At 59.0% G+C, this 20,966-nt stretch carries 18 protein-coding genes and 3 tRNA genes; 19 read left to right on the forward strand and 2 right to left on the reverse strand.

Annotation, left to right across the window (positions count from 1 at the left end; all coding sequences use genetic code 11):
- The 15 genes from AAIS01_RS17470 to AAIS01_RS17540 form a co-directional block, all read left to right on the forward strand.
- On the forward strand, positions 1-1,207 hold a 1,207-nt coding region (locus tag AAIS01_RS17470; protein ID WP_343469951.1), incomplete at its 5' end, for an ATP-dependent metallopeptidase FtsH/Yme1/Tma family protein.
- An 8-nt stretch (positions 1,208-1,215) separates the two neighbouring features.
- Positions 1,216-2,067 (forward strand): dihydropteroate synthase, encoded by an 852-nt coding sequence (gene folP, locus AAIS01_RS17475; RefSeq protein ID WP_343469952.1) that lies wholly within the window; start codon positions 1,216-1,218, stop codon positions 2,065-2,067.
- A gap of 16 nt (positions 2,068-2,083) precedes the next feature.
- Positions 2,084-3,421 (forward strand): phosphoglucosamine mutase, encoded by a 1,338-nt coding sequence (gene glmM, locus AAIS01_RS17480; RefSeq protein ID WP_343469953.1) that lies wholly within the window; start codon positions 2,084-2,086, stop codon positions 3,419-3,421.
- 66 nt (positions 3,422-3,487) lie between these two features.
- Complete coding sequence (gene tpiA, locus AAIS01_RS17485; protein ID WP_343469954.1) at positions 3,488-4,243, forward strand: triose-phosphate isomerase; 756 nt, start codon at positions 3,488-3,490, stop codon at positions 4,241-4,243.
- Positions 4,244-4,247: 4 nt separating this feature from the next.
- The gene (secG, locus tag AAIS01_RS17490) at positions 4,248-4,631 is read left to right on the forward strand and encodes a preprotein translocase subunit SecG (RefSeq protein WP_047229055.1); all 384 of its coding nucleotides are present in this window, start codon (positions 4,248-4,250) and stop codon (positions 4,629-4,631) included.
- A gap of 21 nt (positions 4,632-4,652) precedes the next feature.
- Positions 4,653-4,738, forward strand: a tRNA-Leu gene (locus tag AAIS01_RS17495).
- Positions 4,739-4,835: 97 nt separating this feature from the next.
- Positions 4,836-4,912 (forward strand) — tRNA-Met (locus AAIS01_RS17500).
- A 140-nt stretch (positions 4,913-5,052) separates the two neighbouring features.
- A complete protein-coding gene (gene rimP, locus AAIS01_RS17505) occupies positions 5,053-5,511 on the forward strand; it encodes a ribosome maturation factor RimP (RefSeq protein WP_013692254.1) in 459 nt (152 codons plus the stop codon).
- A 59-nt stretch (positions 5,512-5,570) separates the two neighbouring features.
- Positions 5,571-7,052, forward strand: a complete 1,482-nt coding sequence (gene nusA / locus AAIS01_RS17510; RefSeq protein WP_047229054.1) for a transcription termination factor NusA — start codon at positions 5,571-5,573, stop codon at positions 7,050-7,052.
- 27 nt (positions 7,053-7,079) lie between these two features.
- Complete coding sequence (gene infB, locus AAIS01_RS17515) at positions 7,080-9,602, forward strand: translation initiation factor IF-2 (RefSeq protein ID WP_092394272.1); 2,523 nt, start codon at positions 7,080-7,082, stop codon at positions 9,600-9,602.
- Between the two features lie 159 nt (positions 9,603-9,761).
- Positions 9,762-10,163 (forward strand): 30S ribosome-binding factor RbfA, encoded by a 402-nt coding sequence (gene rbfA / locus AAIS01_RS17520; RefSeq protein ID WP_003177871.1) that lies wholly within the window; start codon positions 9,762-9,764, stop codon positions 10,161-10,163.
- Positions 10,164-10,166: 3 nt separating this feature from the next.
- Positions 10,167-11,084 carry a tRNA pseudouridine(55) synthase TruB gene (truB, locus tag AAIS01_RS17525; RefSeq protein ID WP_076383530.1) on the forward strand — a complete coding sequence of 306 codons (918 nt, stop codon included), beginning with the start codon at positions 10,167-10,169 and terminating at the stop codon, positions 11,082-11,084.
- A gap of 142 nt (positions 11,085-11,226) precedes the next feature.
- Complete coding sequence (rpsO, locus tag AAIS01_RS17530; RefSeq protein WP_024684882.1) at positions 11,227-11,496, forward strand: 30S ribosomal protein S15; 270 nt, start codon at positions 11,227-11,229, stop codon at positions 11,494-11,496.
- Positions 11,497-11,671: 175 nt separating this feature from the next.
- The gene (gene pnp, locus AAIS01_RS17535) at positions 11,672-13,777 is read left to right on the forward strand and encodes a polyribonucleotide nucleotidyltransferase (protein ID WP_047229052.1); all 2,106 of its coding nucleotides are present in this window, start codon (positions 11,672-11,674) and stop codon (positions 13,775-13,777) included.
- Between the two features lie 125 nt (positions 13,778-13,902).
- A tRNA-Thr gene (locus AAIS01_RS17540) sits at positions 13,903-13,978 on the forward strand.
- A 10-nt stretch (positions 13,979-13,988) separates the two neighbouring features.
- On the opposite strand, the gene AAIS01_RS17545 is transcribed toward AAIS01_RS17540, so the two are convergent.
- Positions 13,989-14,534 (reverse strand): hypothetical protein, encoded by a 546-nt coding sequence (locus AAIS01_RS17545; RefSeq protein WP_343469955.1) that lies wholly within the window; start codon positions 14,532-14,534, stop codon positions 13,989-13,991.
- A gap of 300 nt (positions 14,535-14,834) precedes the next feature.
- Here AAIS01_RS17545 and AAIS01_RS17550 point away from each other — a divergent pair, with 300 nt between their 5' ends.
- Positions 14,835-15,140, forward strand: a complete 306-nt coding sequence (locus AAIS01_RS17550) for a DUF6388 family protein (RefSeq protein WP_092394266.1) — start codon at positions 14,835-14,837, stop codon at positions 15,138-15,140.
- Between the two features lie 70 nt (positions 15,141-15,210).
- Here the strand turns inward: AAIS01_RS17550 and nadC are convergent, their stop codons facing one another.
- A complete protein-coding gene (gene nadC, locus AAIS01_RS17555) occupies positions 15,211-16,059 on the reverse strand; it encodes a carboxylating nicotinate-nucleotide diphosphorylase (protein WP_343469956.1) in 849 nt (282 codons plus the stop codon).
- 268 nt (positions 16,060-16,327) lie between these two features.
- Here nadC and AAIS01_RS17560 point away from each other — a divergent pair, with 268 nt between their 5' ends.
- The 3 genes from AAIS01_RS17560 to ampE all read left to right on the forward strand — a co-directional run bounded on the left by AAIS01_RS17560 (position 16,328) and on the right by ampE (position 19,999).
- Complete coding sequence (locus AAIS01_RS17560; RefSeq protein WP_343469958.1) at positions 16,328-18,541, forward strand: DUF1631 domain-containing protein; 2,214 nt, start codon at positions 16,328-16,330, stop codon at positions 18,539-18,541.
- 64 nt (positions 18,542-18,605) lie between these two features.
- On the forward strand, positions 18,606-19,166 hold the full coding sequence (ampD, locus tag AAIS01_RS17565; RefSeq protein WP_343469959.1) for a 1,6-anhydro-N-acetylmuramyl-L-alanine amidase AmpD: 561 nt from the start codon (positions 18,606-18,608) through the stop codon (positions 19,164-19,166).
- A complete protein-coding gene (ampE, locus tag AAIS01_RS17570) occupies positions 19,163-19,999 on the forward strand; it encodes a regulatory signaling modulator protein AmpE (protein WP_214963769.1) in 837 nt (278 codons plus the stop codon). The genes ampD and ampE overlap by 4 nt, the downstream gene beginning before the upstream one ends.
- Positions 20,000-20,966 lie beyond the last annotated feature (967 nt).

Genomic DNA, 20,966 nt, shown 5'->3' on the forward strand with positions numbered 1-20,966 from the left:
TGACATGTTCGAACAGGCCAAGAAACACGCGCCATGCATCATTTTCATTGACGAAATCGACGCTGTCGGTCGCCATCGTGGCGCCGGCATGGGCGGTGGTCACGATGAGCGCGAACAGACCCTCAACCAGTTGCTGGTCGAGATGGACGGTTTCGAAATGAATGACGGCATCATTGTGATTGCCGCCACCAACCGTCCGGACGTGCTCGATCCTGCACTGTTGCGTCCAGGTCGTTTCGACCGCCAGGTTGTGGTGGGGCTGCCGGACATTCGTGGTCGTGAACAGATCCTCAAGGTTCATATGCGCAAGGTGCCAATGGGTGACGACGTCGCTCCGGCGGTGATCGCTCGTGGTACCCCGGGTTTTTCCGGTGCCGACCTTGCGAACCTGGTCAACGAGGCATCGCTGTTCGCTGCTCGTACCGGCAAGCGTGTCGTTGAAATGAAAGAGTTCGAGCTGGCCAAAGACAAGATCATGATGGGCGCCGAGCGCAAATCCATGGTCATGTCCGAGAAAGAAAAGCAGAACACGGCGTATCACGAAGCGGGTCACGCGATCGTTGGTCGTGTGGTGCCTGAGCATGACCCGGTCTACAAGGTCTCGATCATTCCGCGCGGTCGTGCCTTGGGTGTGACCATGTTCCTGCCGGAAGAGGATCGTTACAGCCTGTCCAAACGTGCGTTGATCAGCCAGATCTGTTCGCTCTACGGCGGTCGTATTGCCGAAGAAATGACGCTGGGCTTTGACGGTGTAACCACCGGCGCGTCCAACGACATCATGCGTGCCAGCCAGATCGCCCGGAACATGGTCACCAAGTGGGGCTTGTCCGAGAAGCTGGGCCCGCTGATGTACGCCGAAGAGGAGGGGGAAGTGTTCCTCGGTCGTGGTGGCGGTGGCCAGCACGCAAGCTTCTCCGGTGAGACGGCAAAACTGATCGACTCTGAAGTGCGCAGCATCATTGATCAGTGCTATGGCACCGCCAAGCAGATCCTCACGGACAACCGTGACAAGCTCGACGCCATGGCTGATGCCCTGATGAAGTATGAAACCATTGATGCCGAGCAGATCGACGACATCATGGCGGGTCGCGAGCCACGTGAGCCTCGTGACTGGTCGGGCGGCGGCACCGGCACGTCCGGTACGCCTCCGGCGGTACAGGGCGAGCGTCCGGAAACACCGATTGGCGGTCCGGCTGCTGACGTTTAAGGCTTGAAATGACTTCTGTTCAGTCCTCAACCCGGTTGCCTTGCGGCAACCGGGTTCTTGATTTGTCCCATGTCCATGTCATGGGCATTCTCAATGTCACTCCCGATTCCTTTTCCGACGGCGGTCGATTCAGTCAGCTTGACACTGCGTTGCGGCATGCCGAAGCCATGGTCGCCGCCGGTGCGACGCTGATCGATGTCGGCGGCGAGTCAACCCGGCCAGGCGCGCGGGCAGTTTCGCCCACCGAAGAGCTGGAGCGTGTGGCGCCGATTGTCGAGCGCATCCATCGCGAGCTTGATGTCATCATCTCGGTGGATACGTCCACGCCCGCAGTCATGCGTGAGTCTGCGCGACTTGGCGCGGGCCTGATCAACGACGTTCGTTCCTTGCAGCGCGATGGCGCGTTGGATGCCGCAGCGGCTACGGGGTTGCCAGTGTGCCTGATGCATATGCTGGGCGAGCCCGGAACCATGCAGAACGACCCGCACTATCATGATGTGACCAGGGAAGTCGGAGAGTTTCTGGTGGAGCGCCTGGATCAATGTGCCGTCGCAGGTATTCCTGCGCAGCGGATCATTCTTGATCCCGGCTTCGGTTTTGCCAAGACGCTGGCTCACAACCTGAGCCTGTTCAAACATATGGAAGCCTTGCATGCCCTGGGCCGCCCCCTGTTGGTCGGGGTTTCGCGAAAGAGCATGATAGGCAATGCCCTGGGTCGTCCCGTGGGAGAGCGCCTGTACGGCGGTCTTGCGCTGGCGGCCCTGGCCATTACAAAAGGTGCACGCATATTGCGGGTGCATGATGTGGCCGAAACGATGGATGTTGTGCGGATGATCGCAGCAGTGGATTCAGCCGAATAAGAATGACGGAGCACTTATGAGCAAGAAATACTTTGGCACCGACGGTATTCGTGGTCGGGTCGGCGAATACCCCATTACCCCTGATTTCATGCTCAAGCTCGGCTGGGCTGCCGGTATGGCATTCCGCAAGATGGGCGCCTGCAAGGTACTGGTTGGCAAGGACACGCGAATTTCCGGCTACATGTTCGAATCGGCGCTCGAGGCCGGCCTGACTTCGGCGGGTGCCGATGTGATGCTGCTCGGCCCGATGCCGACGCCGGCCATTGCCTATCTGACGCGTACGTTCCAGGCCCAGGCAGGCATCGTGATCAGTGCTTCGCACAACCCGCATGATGATAATGGCATCAAGTTCTTCTCCGGCCAGGGTACCAAGCTGCCGGATGATATCGAGCTGATGATCGAAGAGCTGCTGGACGCGCCGATGACAGTGGTTGAGTCGAGCAAGATCGGTAAAGTGTCGCGGATCAACGATGCGTCAGGTCGTTACATTGAATTCTGCAAAGGCAGCGTGCCCACCGGTACGAGCTTTTCGGGTCTGAAAATCGTCGTCGATTGTGCTCATGGCGCAACTTATAAAGTCGCACCAAGCGTATTCCGCGAGTTGGGGGCAGAGGTTGTCGTACTCTCCGCCCAGCCTAACGGGCTGAACATCAACGACAACTGCGGTTCCACTCATACCGAGGCTCTGCAAGCGGCTGTACTGGCCGAGCAGGCTGATCTCGGGATTGCCTTTGATGGTGACGGTGACCGGGTTCTGATGGTTGATCACACCGGCACTGTCGTCGATGGTGATGAGCTGCTGTTCATCATTGCTCGCGATCTGCACGGGCGCGGCAAGTTGCCGGGTGGCGTGGTGGGAACGTTGATGAGCAATCTCGGGCTCGAGCTGGCCCTGGCAGACCTGGACATTCCCTTTGTGCGGGCCAACGTCGGTGATCGCTATGTGATCTCGGAGCTGCTGGAGCGCAATTGGGTGATCGGGGGCGAGAACTCCGGGCACATCGTTTGTTTTGATCACACCACCACTGGCGATGCGATTATTGCTGCCCTGCAGGTGCTGATGGCACTCAAGGCCCGCAACGAGGGGCTCGCGCAGTCGCGCCAGGCATTGCGCAAATGTCCGCAGGTGTTGATCAATGTACGTTTCGGTGGGGGAGCCAATCCTATTGAGCATGCGACGGTCAAGCAGGCCAGCGAGCGTGTGACGCAGGCCATGGCCGGGCGTGGGCGCGTGCTATTGCGCAAGTCGGGTACCGAGCCGTTGGTGCGGGTCATGGTCGAAGGCGAGGATGAAGCACAGGTCCGCGGTTATGCTGAAGAGCTGGCGAAGCTTGTTAGTGAAGTTTCTGCCTGAATTCGGCTTGCCAGTCATCAATCGGTTGGGTAACATCTGCGCCCACTTTGACCGACGAGGTACAGCATGCGTCGCCCTATGGTAGCTGGTAACTGGAAGATGCACGGTACCCGCGCCAGCGTCGCTGAGCTGATCAAAGGCCTTCGTCATCTGGCCTTGTCAAGCGGTGTTGACGTCGCGGTATTCCCGCCTTGCCTGTATATCAATCAAGTGGTTGATGGTTTGAAAGGCAAGTCGATTGCGGTTGGTGCGCAGAATTCCGCAGTGGAATCCATGCAGGGCGCGTTGACCGGTGAAATTGCGCCGAGTCAGCTGGTGGATGCAGGTTGTTCGCTGGTTTTGGTCGGGCATTCCGAGCGCCGCATGATCATGGGTGAGCAGGACAAGACCTTGATCCGCAAGTTTGCTGCGGCCCAGGCCTGTGGTCTGATTCCGGTGTTGTGCATAGGGGAAACCCTAGCGCAGCGTGAAGCCGGCAAGACCCTTGAAGTTGTCGAGCGTCAGCTGGGCAGCATCATCGAGGAGCTGGGTGTCGGTGCTTTTACAAAGGCGGTCATTGCTTACGAGCCGGTCTGGGCCATTGGTACCGGGCTGACTGCTTCGCCGCAACAGGCGCAGGATGTGCACGCCGCCATCCGCGCGCAGTTGGCGGCAGAGAATTCTGAAGTGGCACGAGGTGTGCGGCTTCTATACGGCGGCAGCGTGAAGGCGGCCAATGCGGTCGAACTGTTCGGCATGCCGGATATCGATGGGGGGCTCATTGGTGGAGCGTCCCTGAATGCAGATGAGTTCGGTGCGATCTGTCGCGCCGCGGGAAACTGAAAAAATGCTGGAAACAGTCGTAGTCGTTTTTCATCTGCTGGGTGCGTTGGGCGTAGTTGCCCTGGTATTGCTGCAGCAGGGTAAAGGTGCGGATGCTGGTGCGTCTTTCGGTGCAGGTGCTTCAAATACTGTGTTCGGAAGCCAAGGTTCCTCTACCTTTCTTAGTAAGTTTACTGCTATACTCGCCGCCGGTTTCTTCATAACCAGCTTGGGGTTAGGTTACTTTGCTAAAGAGAAGGCTCAAGAGCTGACTCAAGTAGGTTTGCCAAACCCGGCAGTGTTGGAAGTGCCAAAGCAACAACCGGCTTCTGATGATGTACCGGTGCTTCAAGAGCAACAGTCGGCCAATCCGGCGACTGACGTACCTCCAGCTCAAGAGCAGAAGTAAGAAGGTTTCAAACGCTGTATTGCCGAGGTGGTGGAATTGGTAGACACGCAACCTTGAGGTGGTTGTGCCCATAGGGTGTAGGGGTTCGAGTCCCCTTCTCGGTACCAATTATCAGGAGAGCCCGCGATTGCGGGCTTTCTTGTAGGTGGAAGCGTTACATTGACCCTGTAAGGGATCGGTCGTATACTTCCGCCCCAGCTTTGTCGCGGGATGGAGCAGTCTGGTAGCTCGTCGGGCTCATAACCCGAAGGTCGTCGGTTCAAATCCGGCTCCCGCAACCAGTTTCAGGGGCCCCTTCCAAGGGGCTTTTTGTTAGCTGGACACTTTATAACGCCGCTGTTCAACGGCGTTTCAGGGATGGGCTATTCGCCCATTTTTTTTTATTTGCACAGCATGCACAAACATGCACGAGGGGGTTCAGGTGTCGAGCAAGCTAGAACAGTTGCAGGCCTTGTTGGCCCCGGTGGTCGTGGCCCTTGGCTATGAATGCTGGGGTATTGAGTTTTCGGCTCAAGGTCGCCACTCACTGTTGCGCGTTTATATCGATAAGGAAGGCGGCGTATTGGTGGATGACTGCGCCATCGTCAGCCGTCAAATCAGCGGTGTATTGGATGTCGAAGATCCAATCACTTCCGAATACACCCTTGAAGTTTCCTCGCCTGGCATGGAGCGCCCTCTGTTCACCCTTGAACAGTTCGCTTCGTTTGCCGGTGAACAAGTGAAGATCAAGCTGCGCTCGCCTTTCGAGGGGCGACGCAACTTTCAAGGCCTTCTGCGCGGTGTAGAAGAGCAGGATGTCGTGGTGCAGGTAGACGACCATGAGTTCCTGTTGCCGATCGATATGATCGACAAGGCCAACATTATTCCCAGTTTTGACTGATACGTGCCAGATACTGCGGATCCCGCGGATCCAATGGCTTGCGAAAGGCGAGGCGTACGATGAGCAAAGAAGTACTGCTGGTTGTTGAGTCGGTATCCAATGAAAAGGGCGTACCGGCTAACGTTATTTTTGAAGCGCTGGAGCTGGCTCTGGCCACTGCTACCAAGAAGCGGTTTGAAGACGAAGTTGATTTGCGTGTGGAAATCAATCGCCACACCGGTGCCTATGAGACCTTCCGTCGCTGGACGGTGGTCGAAGAAGCCGACCTGGACGATCCGGCTATCGAAACCTGGCCGAGCAAGGTTGCAGAAACGCATCCTGGCGCCAAGGTAGGTGATGTCGTCGAAGAAAAGATCGAATCCATCGAGTTCGGTCGTATTGCTGCGCAGACCGCCAAGCAGGTCATCGTGCAGAAAGTTCGCGAAGCCGAGCGTGCGCAAGTCGTCGATGCTTATCGCGAGCGCCTGGGGGAAATCATCTCCGGCACCGTGAAAAAAGTCACCCGCGACAACGTGATCGTCGACCTGGGCAACAACGCCGAAGCGTTGCTGGCCCGTGAAGACATCATTTCTCGCGAAACTTTCCGGGTTGGCGTGCGACTGCGTGCGCTGCTCAAGGAAATCCGCACCGAGAACCGGGGCCCGCAGCTGATCCTGTCGCGTACCGCGCCGGAAATGCTGATCGAGTTGTTCCGCATCGAAGTGCCGGAAATTGCTGAAGGCCTGATCGAAGTAATGGCCGCCTCCCGTGATCCGGGTTCGCGTGCCAAGATCGCGGTCCGCTCCAAGGACAAACGCATCGACCCGCAAGGTGCCTGCATTGGCATGCGTGGTTCGCGTGTCCAGGCCGTATCCGGCGAGTTGGGCGGCGAGCGTGTGGATATCGTCCTGTGGGACGACAACCCGGCTCAGTTCGTGATCAACGCCATGTCGCCTGCTGAAGTGGCGGCAATTATCGTCGACGAAGATGCCCATGCAATGGACATCGCCGTTGGCGCAGACAATCTCGCTCAGGCCATCGGTCGCGGTGGTCAGAACGTGCGTCTGGCTAGCCAATTGACTGGCTGGACACTGAACGTGATGACCGAATCGGACATCCAGGCTAAGCAGCAAGCTGAAACCGGCGATATCCTGCGCAACTTCATCGAAGAGCTTGAAGTCGATGAAGAACTGGCGCAGGTGCTGGTGGATGAAGGCTTTACCAGCCTGGAAGAGATTGCCTACGTACCGGTGGAGGAAATGCTCAACATCGACGGCTTTGACGAGGACATCGTCAACGAGCTTCGCGCTCGGGCCAAGGATCGTTTGTTGACCAAAGCCATCGCTACTGAGGAAAAGCTGGCAGACGCCCATCCGGCCGAAGACCTGCTCTCGCTTGAGGGCATGGACAAGGATTTGGCGATGGAACTGGCGGTGCGCGGCGTAATTACCCGCGAAGACCTGGCCGAGCAGTCTATTGACGATCTGCTCGACATCGACGGCATTGACGATGATCGTGCCGGCAAGTTGATCATGGCCGCCCGAGCCCACTGGTTCGAGTAATTAGGCGCGGCCTGAGGAGAGAAGTGCATGACGCAAGTCACGGTGAAACAACTGGCCGATGAGGTCAAAACACCGGTAGAGCGCCTGTTGCAGCAGATGCGTGAGGCAGGTCTGCCGCACACCGCCGCCGAGGAACATGTGACCGACAGTGAGAAGCAGTCCCTGCTGACTCACTTGAAGAGCAGTCACAAGGCGAAAGTGGAAGAACCGCGCAAGATCACTCTGCAGCGTAAAACCACCAGCACCCTGCGTGTTGCCGGTAGCAAAAGCATCAGCGTTGAAGTACGCAAGAAGAAAGTCTTCGTACAGCGCAGCCCGGAAGAAATCGAAGCCGAGCGCAAACGCGAACTGGAAGAACGTCGCGCAGTAGAAAATGCTGCACGTCAGAAGGCTGAAGAAGAAGCCAAGCGTCGCGCCGAAGAAGAAGCGCGTCGCCAGCCTGCTGCTGCGCAATCCGCTCCGGCCGAAGCCGTTGCGGCTCCAGCCCCGGCAGCCGAACCCGTGCGTGAAAGCGCGCCGGTCCTGGCAGCAGCTCCAGCACCTGCGGCCGATACTCGCAAGCGCGACGAACAGCGTCGTCCGGACAAACCACGTGCCGACGACAACCGTCGGGGCAGTGGCGATGGCGAGCGCAAAAACGCTCCTCATCGTGCTTCGGTCAAGGAAAAGGCGCCAGCGCCACGCGTTGCGCCACGTACCACCGACGAAGAAAGCGATGGCTTCCGTCGTGGCGGTCGCGGCAAGGCCAAGCTGAAGAAGCGCAACGCCCACGGTTTCCAGAGCCCTACCGGCCCTGTCGTGCGTGAAGTGAAGATCGGCGAGACCATCACTGTGGGCGATCTGGCCCAGCAGATGTCGGTCAAGGCTGCTGAAATCATCAAGTTCATGTTCAAGCTGGGTACGCCGGCCACCATCAACCAGGTACTGGACCAGGAAACTGCCCAACTGGTTGCCGAAGAGCTGGGCCACAAAGTGACCCTGGTCAGCGACACGGCCCTGGAAGATTCCCTGGCCGAGTCCCTGAAGTTTGAAGGCGAGGCGGTTTCCCGTGCTCCGGTCGTGACCGTAATGGGCCACGTTGACCACGGTAAGACCTCCCTGCTCGACTATATCCGTCGTGCGAAGGTAGCGGCAGGCGAGGCGGGTGGTATCACCCAGCATATCGGCGCCTACCACGTTGAAACCGACCGCGGCATGGTGACGTTCCTCGATACCCCGGGTCACGCTGCGTTTACCGCAATGCGTGCCCGTGGTGCCAAAGCGACCGACATCGTGATCCTGGTGGTTGCGGCGGACGACGGCGTGATGCCACAAACCATCGAAGCCGTTCAGCATGCCAAGGCAGCTGGCGTCCCTCTGGTGGTCGCGGTGAACAAGATCGACAAGCCGGGCGCCGATCTCGATCGCATCCGTAGCGAACTGTCGGTTCACGGCGTGACTTCAGAAGAGTGGGGTGGCGACACTCCATTCGTACCGGTCTCCGCGAAGATGGGTACCGGCGTTGACGAACTGCTCGAAGCCGTTCTGTTGCAAGCCGAGGTTCTGGAACTGACCGCTACACCTTCGGCTCCTGGCCGCGGTGTGGTTGTTGAGTCCCGTCTCGACAAGGGCCGTGGCCCGGTTGCGACCGTTCTGGTTCAAGACGGTACCCTGCGCCAAGGCGACATGGTGCTGGTCGGTTCGAACTATGGCCGCGTGCGCGCCATGCTCGACGAGAACGGCAAGCCCATCAAGGAAGCAGGTCCTGCTATCCCGGTCGAGATCCTCGGCCTGGACGGTACACCGGACGCTGGTGACGAGATGAGCGTTGTGGCCGACGAGAAGAAAGCCCGTGAAGTGGCGCTGTTCCGTCAAGGCAAGTTCCGTGAAGTCAAACTGGCTCGTGCTCATGCCGGCAAGCTGGAAAACATCTTCGAGAACATGGGCCAGGAAGAGAAGAAGACGCTCAACATCGTCCTCAAATCCGATGTCCGTGGATCGCTCGAAGCGTTGAACGGCGCCTTGAACGGCCTGGGTAACGACGAAGTGCAAGTGCGCGTGGTCGGCGGCGGTGTCGGTGGTATCACCGAATCCGATGCCAACCTGGCCCTGGCCTCCAACGCTGTACTGTTTGGCTTCAACGTGCGTGCCGATGCCGGCGCTCGCAAGATCGTCGAGCAGGAAGGCCTGGATATGCGTTACTACAACGTGATCTACGACATCATCGAAGACGTCAAGAAAGCCCTCACCGGTATGCTGGGCAGCGATGTTCGCGAGAACATCCTGGGTACCGCTGAAGTGCGTGACGTGTTCCGTTCGCCGAAGTTCGGCGCGATCGCCGGTTGCATGGTGATCGAGGGTGTTGTTCACCGTAACCGTCCAATCCGTGTACTGCGCGAAGACATCGTTATCTTCGAAGGCGAGCTGGAATCCCTGCGCCGCTTCAAGGATGACGCTTCGGAAGTCCGTGCCGGCATGGAATGCGGTATTGGCGTCAAGAGCTACAACGACGTCAAGGTCGGCGACAAGATCGAAGTCTTCGAGAAGGTCCAGGTTGCTCGCAGCCTCTGACTCGCGTACTTCAAGAGCCGCACCGGGCAGCCGCATGAACATGCGCTGCCTCTCAGGCGGACTCTAAACGCAACGCCCGGTCTGGCTTTTGTCAGGCCGGGCGTTTGCCGCTTTCAGACCTCACGGGTTTGACCGTGGGGCAGTAACAGGTAACAAGACATGGCAAAAGAATATAGCCGTACCCAACGAATAGGCGATCAGATGCAGCGCGAGCTGGCCCAACTGATCCGTCGCGAAGTCAAAGACCCGCGCGTCGGCCTGGTCACCATTACCGCAGTGGAAGTCAGCCGTGACGTCGGTCATGCAAAGATTTTCATCACCGTGATGGGGCAGGACAGCGCCGAAGAAATCGCCCAAAGCATCAAGGTGCTCAACTCGGCTGCCGGTTTTCTGCGGATGCAGCTGGCCCGGGAGATGAAGTTGCGCAGCGTGCCACAGTTGCACTTCCACTACGACGAAAGCGTCGTGCGGGGCGCACATCTGTCGGCCCTGATCGAGCGCGCCGTGGCTGAAGACAGTCAGCACCCGGTTGCGGCTGAACCCGAAGACACCAAGGAGTAAATGGTGGCTCAGGTCAAACGTATCCGCCGTAACGTCAGCGGCATCATCCTGCTCGACAAGCCGCTGGGGTTCACCTCCAACGCGGCGTTGCAGAAGGTTCGCTGGCTGCTCAATGCCGAGAAAGCGGGACACACCGGCAGTCTCGATCCGCTGGCCACCGGCGTCCTGCCGTTGTGTTTCGGCGAGGCGACCAAGTTCTCCCAGTACCTGCTCGATTCCGACAAGGGTTACGAAACCCTGGCGCAACTGGGCAAGACCACCACCACGGCAGATGCCGAAGGAGAGGTGCTGCTGGAGCGGCCGGTGACCGTTGGTCAGGCTGATATCGAGGCTGTGTTGCCGGGTTTTCGCGGCCAAATCAGCCAGATACCGCCGATGTACTCTGCGCTCAAGCGTGATGGCCAGCCATTGTACAAGCTGGCCCGTGCAGGCGAAGTAGTGGAGCGTGAACCGCGTTCTGTTACTATTGCGCGCTTGGAATTACTGGCCTTTGACGGTAATACTGCGCGGCTGGCCGTCGATTGCAGCAAAGGCACCTATATCCGGACCCTGGTGGAGGATATCGGTGAAAAGCTTGGCTGTGGTGCGTACGTGGCCGAACTGCGACGGACCCAGGCCGGGCCTTTCACGCTGGCCCAGACGGTCACGCTGGAAGAGCTCGAAGCGGTACATGCCGAAGGCGGCAACGAAGCGGTCGATCGCTTCCTGATGCCATCGGACAGCGGCCTGCTGGACTGGCCGCTGTTACAGTTCTCCGAGCACAGCGCGTTCTACTGGCTCAACGGCCAACCGGTACGTGCCCCGGATGCACCGAAGTTCGGCATGGTACGGGTACAGGATCACAATGGTCGCTTCATCGGTATCGGTGAAGTGAGCGAAGACGGGCGCATTGCGCCGCGTCGACTGATTCGGTCGGAATGACCGGAACCAGCCTGTGTAACAGCAGGTTGGCGAGTGTGGCTGTTAACAGGCACGGTCACTACTCATTTATAGATACAGGGATTTGTCCCTGGCCTGTTGGTACGGTTTCCTTGGGAACGGTACCTTACAAGAGGAAAGCCACATGGCACTCAGCGTTGAAGAAAAAGCTCAGATCGTGACCGACTACCAGCAGGCTGTGGGTGATACTGGTTCGCCAGAAGTGCAAGTTGCACTGCTGACCGCCAACATCAACAAACTGCAGGGTCACTTCAAGGCCAACGGTAAAGATCACCACTCCCGTCGTGGTCTGATCCGCATGGTAAACCAGCGTCGTAAGCTGCTGGATTACCTCAAGGGTAAGGACGTAAGTCGTTACAGCACCTTGATCGGTCGCCTGGGTCTGCGTCGCTAATCAGCGATTGCGCTATGAGGTTGGTTGTCTGCCTGTTGCCTGCGTTTTGCGCCGGCAGCCGGCAGGCTCCCAGCCTCAAGTTTTATCTGGACAGTCGTTGGGCCGATTCCCCGCACTGCCCAAGAATTTCGCAAGAAGACAAGTTCCCCAAGAGCCACAAAGAAGGTAGGACACCGTGAACCCGGTAATCAAAAAATTCCAGTTCGGTCAGTCGACCGTTACCCTCGAGACTGGCCGTATCGCCCGTCAGGCCTCCGGCGCAGTGCTGGTCACCGTTGACGACGACGTCAGCGTATTGGTGACCGTTGTCGGTGCCAAGCAAGCCGATCCAGGCAAGGGCTTCTTCCCTCTGTCTGTCCACTACCAGGAAAAGACTTACGCTGCCGGTAAGATCCCTGGCGGTTTCTTCAAGCGCGAAGGCCGTCCTTCCGAGAAGGAAACCCTGACTTCCCGACTGATCGACCGTCCGATCCGTCCGCTTTTCCCTGAAGGTTTCATGAACGAAGTGCAGGTTGTCTGCACCGTCGTTTCCACCAGCAAGAAGACCGATCCGGACATCGCTGCGATGATCGGTACTTCGGCTGCGCTGGCGATCTCCGGCATTCCTTTCGATGGTCCGATCGGCGCTGCCCGCGTTGCGTTCCACGAAAGCACCGGTTACCTGCTGAACCCGACCTACGAGCAACTGAAAGCTTCGAGCCTGGACATGGTCGTGGCCGGTACTTCCGAAGCTGTGCTGATGGTTGAGTCCGAAGCCAAAGAGCTGACCGAAGACCAGATGCTGGGCGCCGTACTGTTCGCCCACGATGAGTTCCAGGTGGTGATCAACGCCGTCAAGGAACTGGCCGCCGAAGCCGCCAAGCCAACCTGGACCTGGGCTCCACAAGCCGAAGCCACCGAGCTGCTGGGCGCGATCCGTGCCGAGTTCGGCGAAGCGATCTCCCAGGCTTACACCATCACCGTCAAGGCCGATCGTTATGCGCGCCTGGGCGAGCTGAAAGACCAGGTCGTTGCCAAGCTGTCCGGTGAAGAAGGCCAGCCAACTGCCGCTGAAGTCAAAGCCGCTTTCGGTGAAATCGAATACCGCACCGTTCGCGAAAACATCGTCAACGGCAAGCCACGTATCGACGGTCGCGACACTCGCACCGTGCGTCCTTTGAACATTGAAGTCGGCGTTCTGCCAAAGACCCACGGTTCGGCGCTGTTCACCCGTGGCGAAACCCAGGCCCTGGTCGTTGCAACACTGGGCACCGCCCGTGACGCGCAACTGCTGGACACCCTCGAAGGCGAGAAAAAAGACCCGTTCATGCTGCACTACAACTTCCCTCCGTTCTCGGTGGGCGAGTGTGGTCGCATGGGTGGCGCCGGTCGTCGCGAAATCGGTCACGGCCGTCTGGCCCGTCGTTCGGTCCAGGCCATGCTGCCAGCCGCTGACGTGTTCCCGTACACCATTCGCGTGGTATCGGAAATCACCGAGTCCAACGGTTCGAGCTCCATGGCTTCGGTCTGCGGCGCTTCCCTGGCTCTGATGGACGCTGGTGTGCCGATGAAGGCTCCGGTTGCCGGTATCGCCATGGGTCTGGTGAAAGAAGGCGAGAAGTTCGCCGTCCTGACCGACATCCTCGGTGACGAAGACCACCTGGGCGACATGGACTTCAAAGTGGCCGGTACCGCCAAAGGCGTGACCGCACTGCAGATGGACATCAAGATCAAGGGCATCACCGAAGAGATCATGGAAATCGCCCTGGGCCAAGCCCTGGAAGCGCGCCTGAACATCCTCGGCCAGATGAACCAGATCATTGGTCAGTCGCGTACCGAGTTGTCGGAAAACGCTCCGACCATGATCGCGATGAAAATCGACACCGACAAAATCCGTGATGTCATCGGTAAAGGCGGCGCGACCATCCGTGCGATCTGTGAAGAAACCAAGGCTTCGATCGACATTGAAGACGACGGCTCGATCAAGATCTTCGGCGAAACCAAGGAAGCGGCAGAAGCAGCACGCCAGCGCGTCCTGGGCATCACCGCAGAAGCCGAGATCGGCAAGATCTACGTCGGCAAGGTAGAGCGCATCGTCGACTTCGGCGCGTTCGTCAACATCCTGCCGGGCAAGGACGGTCTGGTTCACATCTCCATGCTGAGCGATGCTCGCGTCGAGAAAGTGACCGACATCCTCAAAGAAGGTCAGGAAGTGGAAGTGCTGGTACTGGACGTGGACAACCGCGGCCGTATCAAGCTGTCCATCAAGGACGTAGCGGCAGCCAAGGCGTCGGGCGTTTAATCACCCCCTCGCTGAGCCGCTGAACAAGCAAACGCCCCGACTGGTTCGGGGCGTTTTGCTGTGTGCGGGAAATCACTGTTTCGCAGGTTGCCTGGCCATAAGCTCAGTGCTAGGTTTAGCCCACCGCCCGTGTAGCTCAGCCGGTAGAGCAGCGCACTCGTAACGCGAAGGTCGCAGGTTCGATTCCTGTCTCGGGCACCATCTCCCCTCGCTATTTCACCTTTCTGCTCAGTTCATCGACAGTGCGTTTGAGCTGATCCATCTCGCGATCCTGATCGCTGAGTTCCCGTTTCAGGGACGAAATTTCGCTGTTGTTCGAGTTCGAGTTGGAGCCGCTGTTGCGCTTGAGTTCTTCCACTTGCCTGGCAAGGTTTTTCAGATCGCTTTCCTGGTCCTTGAGCGTGCGCTTGAGATCCTCAGTCTCCTTACTGCTGGAGTTGGAACGGGTCCCACTGTTGCGCTTGAGCTCCTCAATCTGGCGAGCTTGCTCGTGGAGGGTGCGCTTTTGATTTTCCAGTTCGGCGGCGTTGTCCTTCACCGTTTTTGGCAGGTTTTCCAAGGCCCCTACGCTGATGTTGGTCTTGACGAGTATGTCCTTATCAAATGAGTTACGAAGAGCAGGAATTGTGTCGGACGCCAACGGCAAATCGGAGGTGGCTTCGACAGCGGCTTGAGCAAGGCTGGCCATTGTCAGGCTGCCGAGCAGCAAGGTGGCGGTCGCAAGCCGGGTAGAGGGAAGCTTGGAAAAACTGCGCATCACTGGGTTCCTTGTGGAATGCTGATGTGGCACATGGCTATGGGTGGATGTTTTGACATATGTTCCCAGCTTCCTGCGCACCTTGCGCAACTGTTTTTTGTGGGATAGATGTAAAGAGCCGTGTAAATCATCGGCAAAACATCCTATATTCGTGGTTGCACGAGCATCGCCAAGCAGTTTTCAGATGATCCCCGAATGGTTCTGAAGGCCAGATGAACCGGGCTTTACACGGTTTTTTGCGTCAGAGAGATCCTTGATGATCCAGATCCATCTTCCATTCCCAAGATCAGCGAGAACGCCATGACCGTTAAAGAATTGACCCAGGAAGCCAGGCACGAAGAGGCGCTGAAGAAATACGTGCTGGATGCGCCCCAGTTGCTCGAAGAGATCAAGGACTTGTCCGCCGACGATCAGAAAGACCAGATCCAGTGGGCGTTTGAGGATGAGGCCGAAGCCCAAGGGTTACAGCCTTGGGAGTTGACGCTCAAGTACACCAGCACACCTGAAGAGTTCGAGGAACAGCGCCTTGCCTTGCACAAGGAAGCCGCCGAGGTGCTGGGTGTGGAATGGGATGAATACTGCGAGATGAATAATCTTGTAGTTTGAGGGCAGCTACAAGCTGCAAGACAAGCGTCGAACCGCTTGAAGCTTGCAGCTTGCAGCTCCCCACTGCTCCTCAGAGGCTGAGCCGCATCGACAGGTCCACCGCTTTCACATCCTTGGTCATTGCCCCGATCGAGATGTAGTCCACCCCGGTTTCGGCAATCGGGCGCAACGTGCTTTCGTTGATCCCGCCGCTGGCCTCCAGCTTCGCTTTGCCGCCATTCAGACGCACAGCTTCGCGCATGTCATCCAGGCTCAGTTCGTCGAGCATGATGATGTCGGCATTGGCCGCCAGCGCTTCTTTCAATTCGGCCAGGCTTTCCACTTCGATTTCCACCGGTTTGCCCGGGGCGATCTTGTGGGCGGTCGCAATGGCCTGGGCGATGCCGCCGCAGGCGGCGATGTGGTTTTCCTTGATCAGGAAGGCATCGTAGAGGCCGATGCGGTGGTTATGGCAACCGCCACAGGTGACGGCGTACTTCTGGGCCAGACGCAGCCCGGGGAGGGTTTTGCGAGTGTCCAGCAGCTTGACCTGGGTGTCGGCAACAAAGTCGGCCAGGTAGCGGGCCCGGGTGGCCACCCCGGAAAGCATTTGCAGAAAGTTCAGCGCGCTGCGTTCGCCGGTCAGCAGCGAGCGGGCCGGGCCTTCGAGGTGGAACAACGCCTGATCGGCGCTCGCGCGGTCGCCGTCGCGCACTTGCCAATGCACCGCAACGCGCGGGTCCAGTTGCCGGAACACCGCATCGACCCAGGCCGTGCCACTGATGACGGCGGCTTCACGGGTGATGATGGTGGCTTTGGCCAGGCGTTCGGCAGGGATCAGTTGCGCAGTGATGTCGCCGCTGCCGATGTCTTCGAGCAATGCGCGACGCACGTTGGCTTCGATTTCGGCGGTCAGATCGGCGAGGCGTAGATTCGGCATAACGGGCTCCACAAACAAAGTGGCCCGATTATAGGGGCAGGCCGTGAGCGAACCCAAGGCGCCGGACGCCCGCTGCGGGATTGAAACCTGCATTTGGTCGCATCCTCGCAACATTTTCCCGATTGTCCGGTCACTTATTGCGCAGTATTTCGATCTGGATCACAGAGTCTGCTGGCACGACCAGGTTCTTTTGCCAGATAATCCGCCTTTCGATTGACGTCATGGCTTTGACGTTTTGAGCTCGAGAGCACCCTTTCAGGAGATCAGGATGCACAACGACGGGAATGTAGTGCCTTTGCACAAGGTTTCTACCGACCAGGCGCACCGCTCGCCGCTCGCCCGCCTGCCTGTGATTCTGCTTCAGGTGCGCGACAAGGCCGCCCAGCAGTTGCGTCTGGGCTTGCAGGGGCTGTTCGACAATGCCGACGACACGCTGTTTGAAATGGCTGATCGGGCGCGCAACGATGTTGATCAGAACCTGTTCTTCGAAGCCATGCGAGACTTGCGCCTCAAGCGCAAAAGCATTGAGCGCGAATTCATCGAGCAGTTTTTCGAAGCCTTCGTCAGCCTCGCCCAATACGATCCGACCCAGGTTACCTTGGCACCGGCGCAGCCCTCCGCCTCGCAGGTTCAGCGCACGCATGATGACCTGGAGCGTCATCTGGCGGTGGAGGCCATGGTCACCCGCGTGCTCAGCCGCGATGGCGTGGCTCTCGAGCAACTGACGGCGCGGCTCAGCGTGCTGCTGACCAGGCCGCTGGCAAACCAGCAGAACCCGTTGAGCCCGACGCTGCTGTGTGAACACTTTCTACAGGCCGGGCGCAACCTGGGGGTGGAAATCAAGGTCAAGCTGATCTTGCTCAAATTGTTTGAGCGCTATGTGCTCAGCGAGTGCGATCAACTGTATACCGAGGCCAACCAGTTGCTGGCCGCTACGGGCATCCTGCCGGATCTCAAGATTTCACCCTCGCGACGGGCCTCGGATCGCGTCGAGGACGCCCCGCGTACCAAGGCCGAAAGTGCGGCCGGCGCCAAGGCTGCCGAAGTCGACGACAGTGTGCAGGAAGTGTTTGCTGCGTTGCAGAAGCTATTGATGCAAGTGCGTGGCAGTGTGGCGCCGACCCTGGAGGCCAGCGCACCGGCCCAGCCGATCTCAACCCGTGACTTGCTGCGCCTGCTGTCCCATTTGCAGCAGTACGTTCCGGTGCCTGCCATCGAGGATGAGTTCGACCTGCGCAGCCAGCTCGAGCAGTTGCTGACTCGGGTGAGCGTGCGAAGCGGCAAGTCTCGGGTGGTCGACGACGCCGATGAAGACGTGATCAACCTGATCTCGATGATGTTTGAATTCATTCTCGACGACCATAACCTGCCGGACTCCTTCAAGGCGTTGATCGGTCGTCTGCAGATTCCGATGCTCAAGGTTGCGGTGCAGGACAAGAGCTTTTTCAGCCGGGGCAATCATCCTGCCCGACGGCTGCTCAATGAAATCGCCGCTGCGGCCACCGGCTGGGGCGATTGCGACGACCATCAGCGCGACAGCCTCTATCTGCGCATCGAGCAGGTGGTGCAGCGGTTGTTGAATGATTTTGTCGATGACCCGGCGATCTTCTCTGAATTGCTGGCCGATTTCCTGGCGTTCACCAGCGATGAAAGACGTCGCAGCGAACTGCTCGAACAGCGCATTCGTGACGCCGAAGAAGGTCGGGCCAAGGCCGAACTGGCGCGCCTGCGCGTCGAAGGCGTGCTGAACCAGGTGATGCTGGGCAAAGTGTTGCCGCAGGCGGTGGTGGAGTTCGTGCAACACGCCTGGAGCCAGGTGTTATTGCTGACCTGCTTCAAGCACGGCAAATATTCAGCCGAGTGGCAGGCCGACGTTTTGACGCTGGAACAACTGATCTGGAGCGTCCAACCTCACGAAGAACCGGATGCGGGCCTGCGCTTGCTGACGATAGTGCCGCAGTTGCTCAAAGCCTTGCGTGAAGGCCTGAGCCGTTCGGCGTTCGACCCGTTTGCCACCAGCGAGTTTTTCAGCGAGCTGGAAGCCCTCCACGTGCTGGCCCTCGAACGCATGGGACAGGCAACGGAACAAACTCAGTCGATCAATTCGCCGGTCATGGTCCAGGTCTCGGAGAAAATTGTCCTGCGCACGGCTCAAAAGGCCCCGGAAGACAGCGCGGCGGTGCACTTGCCGGCCGATGATGTGGGCCTGCTTCAGGTCGATCAATTGCGATTGGGAAGCTGGGTTGAGTTCCAGGAGGACGACGACAACAGCCTGCGTTGCAAACTGGCGGCGATCATTGAGGCCACCGGCAAATACGTTTTTGTCAACCGCACCGGCCTCAAAGTGCTGGAGCACAGCCGCACCAGCCTGGCCCTGGAGTTCCGCCGGGGGACGGCGCGTCTGCTCGACGACACCTTGCTGTTCGACCGAGCGCTGGAATCGGTGCTGGGCAATCTGCGTCAGCTCAATCGCGGCAAGTGATCGCGCAGCCAGGGCCGATCGCGGCATACTGGCGGCATTCACTGACGTCATCGAAGGAACCTGTATGCAGTTGGACCCCGCCAGTGGTTGGTGTGATGGCGTGCGGCATTGCCCATCACCCAACTTCAATGCGCGCCCCGAGGGCGAAATTTCACTGCTGGTGATCCACAACATCAGCCTGCCGCCGGCACAGTTTTCCACGGGCAAGGTGCAGGAATTCTTCCAGAATCGTCTGGATGTCACGCAACACCCCTATTTTGCCGGTATCGCCGATCTGCGTGTGTCTGCGCATTTTCTGATCGAGCGTGACGGCGCGATTACCCAGTTTGTCTCCTGTCTGGATCGTGCCTGGCACGCGGGCGTTTCGTGCTTTGAAGGGCGGGAGACGTGTAACGATTTTTCCATAGGCATCGAGCTGGAAGGCACCGATGATCTGCCCTTCACGGACGCGCAATATGTCGCATTGGCGGATCTGACCCGGCAGTTGCAGGCGGCGTTCAAGGCGATCACGCTGCAGCGCATCTGCGGGCACAGCGACATCGCCCCGGGTCGCAAGACCGATCCGGGACCGGCATTCGACTGGGCGCGCTACCGCGCGGCCCTGATAGAAGGGGAAGTGCAATGAGTTTTCTGGTACTGCTGCTGGCGATCTGGATCGAGAAGTTCTCGGCGCTGCGCCATCGGGTCCAGCGTGACGGCGGTTGGTTGCGCGAACTGAACAAACTGGAGACTGGCCCGCGCTGGGTCAACCGGCCCTGGCTGGTGCTGATTGTGCTGATCCTGCTGCCGGTGGCGCTGTTGGCTCTGTTGTTGTGGGTGTTGGAACCGGTGGCCTATGGTCTGCTGGCTTTGCCGGTGCATCTGCTGGTGGTGATTTACAGCCTGGGTCGGGGGGATCTGCTCGCTGACCTGGGTCCGTTTCGTGACGCGTGGCGGCGGGAAGACCTGCAAGCGGCCGACCATGTGGCCAAGCGCGACCTGAATATTGAGGCCGATAGTGGCGAGCAGTTGCTGGAGCGGGTCCAGGGGCATCTGCTGTGGCAGGCTTACCAGAGTTTTTTCGCGGTGATTTTCTGGTATTTCCTGCTGGGGCCGGTCGCGGCGCTGAGCTATCGCCTGCTGGCGCTGGCCGCCGAGCACAGTCAGAACCCCGGCGTGGCCGAGCGGGCGACGCAGTTGCGTCATGCCTTCGATTGGGTGCCGGTGCGGCTGCTGACCGCGAGCTTCGCCCTGGTGGGCAACTTCGTGGCGGTCAGCCGGGTCATGCTGCATGAGTTGTTGAACTGGAACATCAGCGCGGCAGACCTGATCGGCAAGGTCGGGCTGGTGGCCGGCGAGATACCCGACCCTGTCGCCGGGCCGGACGGCATCAACAGCCTGGATCGGTTGTGGGAGTTGCTGTTGCGTGCCGCGGTGCTCTGGTATGCCGGGTTTGCGCTGTGGACAGTGCTGGCTTAGGTGAGCGCACGCTCTGTGGCGAGGGGATTTATCCCCGCTGGGATGCGCAGCAGCCCCATTGATTGCGGGCTTTAAGATAGCTAGGGGCCGCTTCGCGCCCCAGCGGGGATAAATCCCCTCGCCACAAGAACCGTGCCACGGCTCGTCGTTAACCTTAAGTTACAAATCTTCCCGCCGATTTAGGCTATACAGGGACAGCGCCCAAGTAGTGGCTATCTGCTGTCTCTGTGCGCCTGCCCAAAAAAACAAGAAATACAACCGGGAGACTTCCTTGTGAAGAGTTTGCTCTGGCCCGCCGTCGCGCTGATGAACCGCCTGAGCTTCGGCATGAAGTTCAGCTTGATCAGCGTGTTGTTCCTGCTGCCGATGCTGGTGACCAATTTCTTTTTGGTGCGCGATTCCTATCGTGAATTCCAGGGCACGCAAGTGGAGCTGCAAAGCCTCGATCTGCTGGGTAACAGCCTGACCCTGCGGCGGGACCTGGAAACCCTGAACAACCTGGTGCAGATCAACGCCAGCCTCGGTCAGTCCGGCAAGGCCGGGGACGTGGAAGCGAAGATCGGCAGCCTTGAAAAGCAGGTCCTGGCGCGGTTGCAGAGCTTGCACGCCATGGCGGTTGACCCTGAACAGGTCAGCGCGTTCGATGCCAAGCGCGACGAAATGATTGCCGCTTTCAAGGCCCAGCAGGCCGAGCGCTCCCTGCAAAGCAAAAGTGCACTGATCGGCAAGCTGCTCAACAGCGCGCAGATGTTCAGTCAAATCATCGCCAGCCAGGCTGGCCTGAGCCGCGACAATCAGGGCGACATCCGCCAACTGAGCGAATTGATCATCGGCGTGACCCCCCACGTTACCCAAACCCTGGGTGAGGGCCGTGCGCTGGGCGCTGCGTCCCTGGGCCTGGGCTTTCTCAATTCGGCGTCGAGCACCCGGTTCGACGAGTTGCTGGGGCAGATCGAAAAGCTGCAAG

The organism is Pseudomonas halotolerans (genome assembly GCF_039581215.1).
GTDB lineage: Bacteria > Pseudomonadota > Gammaproteobacteria > Pseudomonadales > Pseudomonadaceae > Aquipseudomonas > Aquipseudomonas tehranensis.

Bases quoted from the DNA above. Each gene is read 5' to 3' on its own strand.
- folP (WP_343469952.1), top strand. From the start codon at position 1,216: ATGACTTCTGTTCAGTCCTCAACCCGGTTGCCTTGCGGCAACCGGGTT.
- glmM (WP_343469953.1), top strand. From the start codon at position 2,084: ATGAGCAAGAAATACTTTGGCACCGACGGTATTCGTGGTCGGGTCGGC.
- tpiA (WP_343469954.1), top strand. From the start codon at position 3,488: ATGCGTCGCCCTATGGTAGCTGGTAACTGGAAGATGCACGGTACCCGC.
- secG (WP_047229055.1), top strand. From the start codon at position 4,248: ATGCTGGAAACAGTCGTAGTCGTTTTTCATCTGCTGGGTGCGTTGGGC.
- nusA (WP_047229054.1), top strand. From the start codon at position 5,571: ATGAGCAAAGAAGTACTGCTGGTTGTTGAGTCGGTATCCAATGAAAAG.
- infB (WP_092394272.1), top strand. From the start codon at position 7,080: ATGACGCAAGTCACGGTGAAACAACTGGCCGATGAGGTCAAAACACCG.
- rbfA (WP_003177871.1), top strand. From the start codon at position 9,762: ATGGCAAAAGAATATAGCCGTACCCAACGAATAGGCGATCAGATGCAG.
- rpsO (WP_024684882.1), top strand. From the start codon at position 11,227: ATGGCACTCAGCGTTGAAGAAAAAGCTCAGATCGTGACCGACTACCAG.
- AAIS01_RS17545 (WP_343469955.1), bottom strand. From the start codon at position 14,534: ATGCGCAGTTTTTCCAAGCTTCCCTCTACCCGGCTTGCGACCGCCACC.
- AAIS01_RS17550 (WP_092394266.1), top strand. From the start codon at position 14,835: ATGACCGTTAAAGAATTGACCCAGGAAGCCAGGCACGAAGAGGCGCTG.
- nadC (WP_343469956.1), bottom strand. From the start codon at position 16,059: ATGCCGAATCTACGCCTCGCCGATCTGACCGCCGAAATCGAAGCCAAC.
- AAIS01_RS17560 (WP_343469958.1), top strand. From the start codon at position 16,328: ATGCACAACGACGGGAATGTAGTGCCTTTGCACAAGGTTTCTACCGAC.
- ampD (WP_343469959.1), top strand. From the start codon at position 18,606: ATGCAGTTGGACCCCGCCAGTGGTTGGTGTGATGGCGTGCGGCATTGC.
- ampE (WP_214963769.1), top strand. From the start codon at position 19,163: ATGAGTTTTCTGGTACTGCTGCTGGCGATCTGGATCGAGAAGTTCTCG.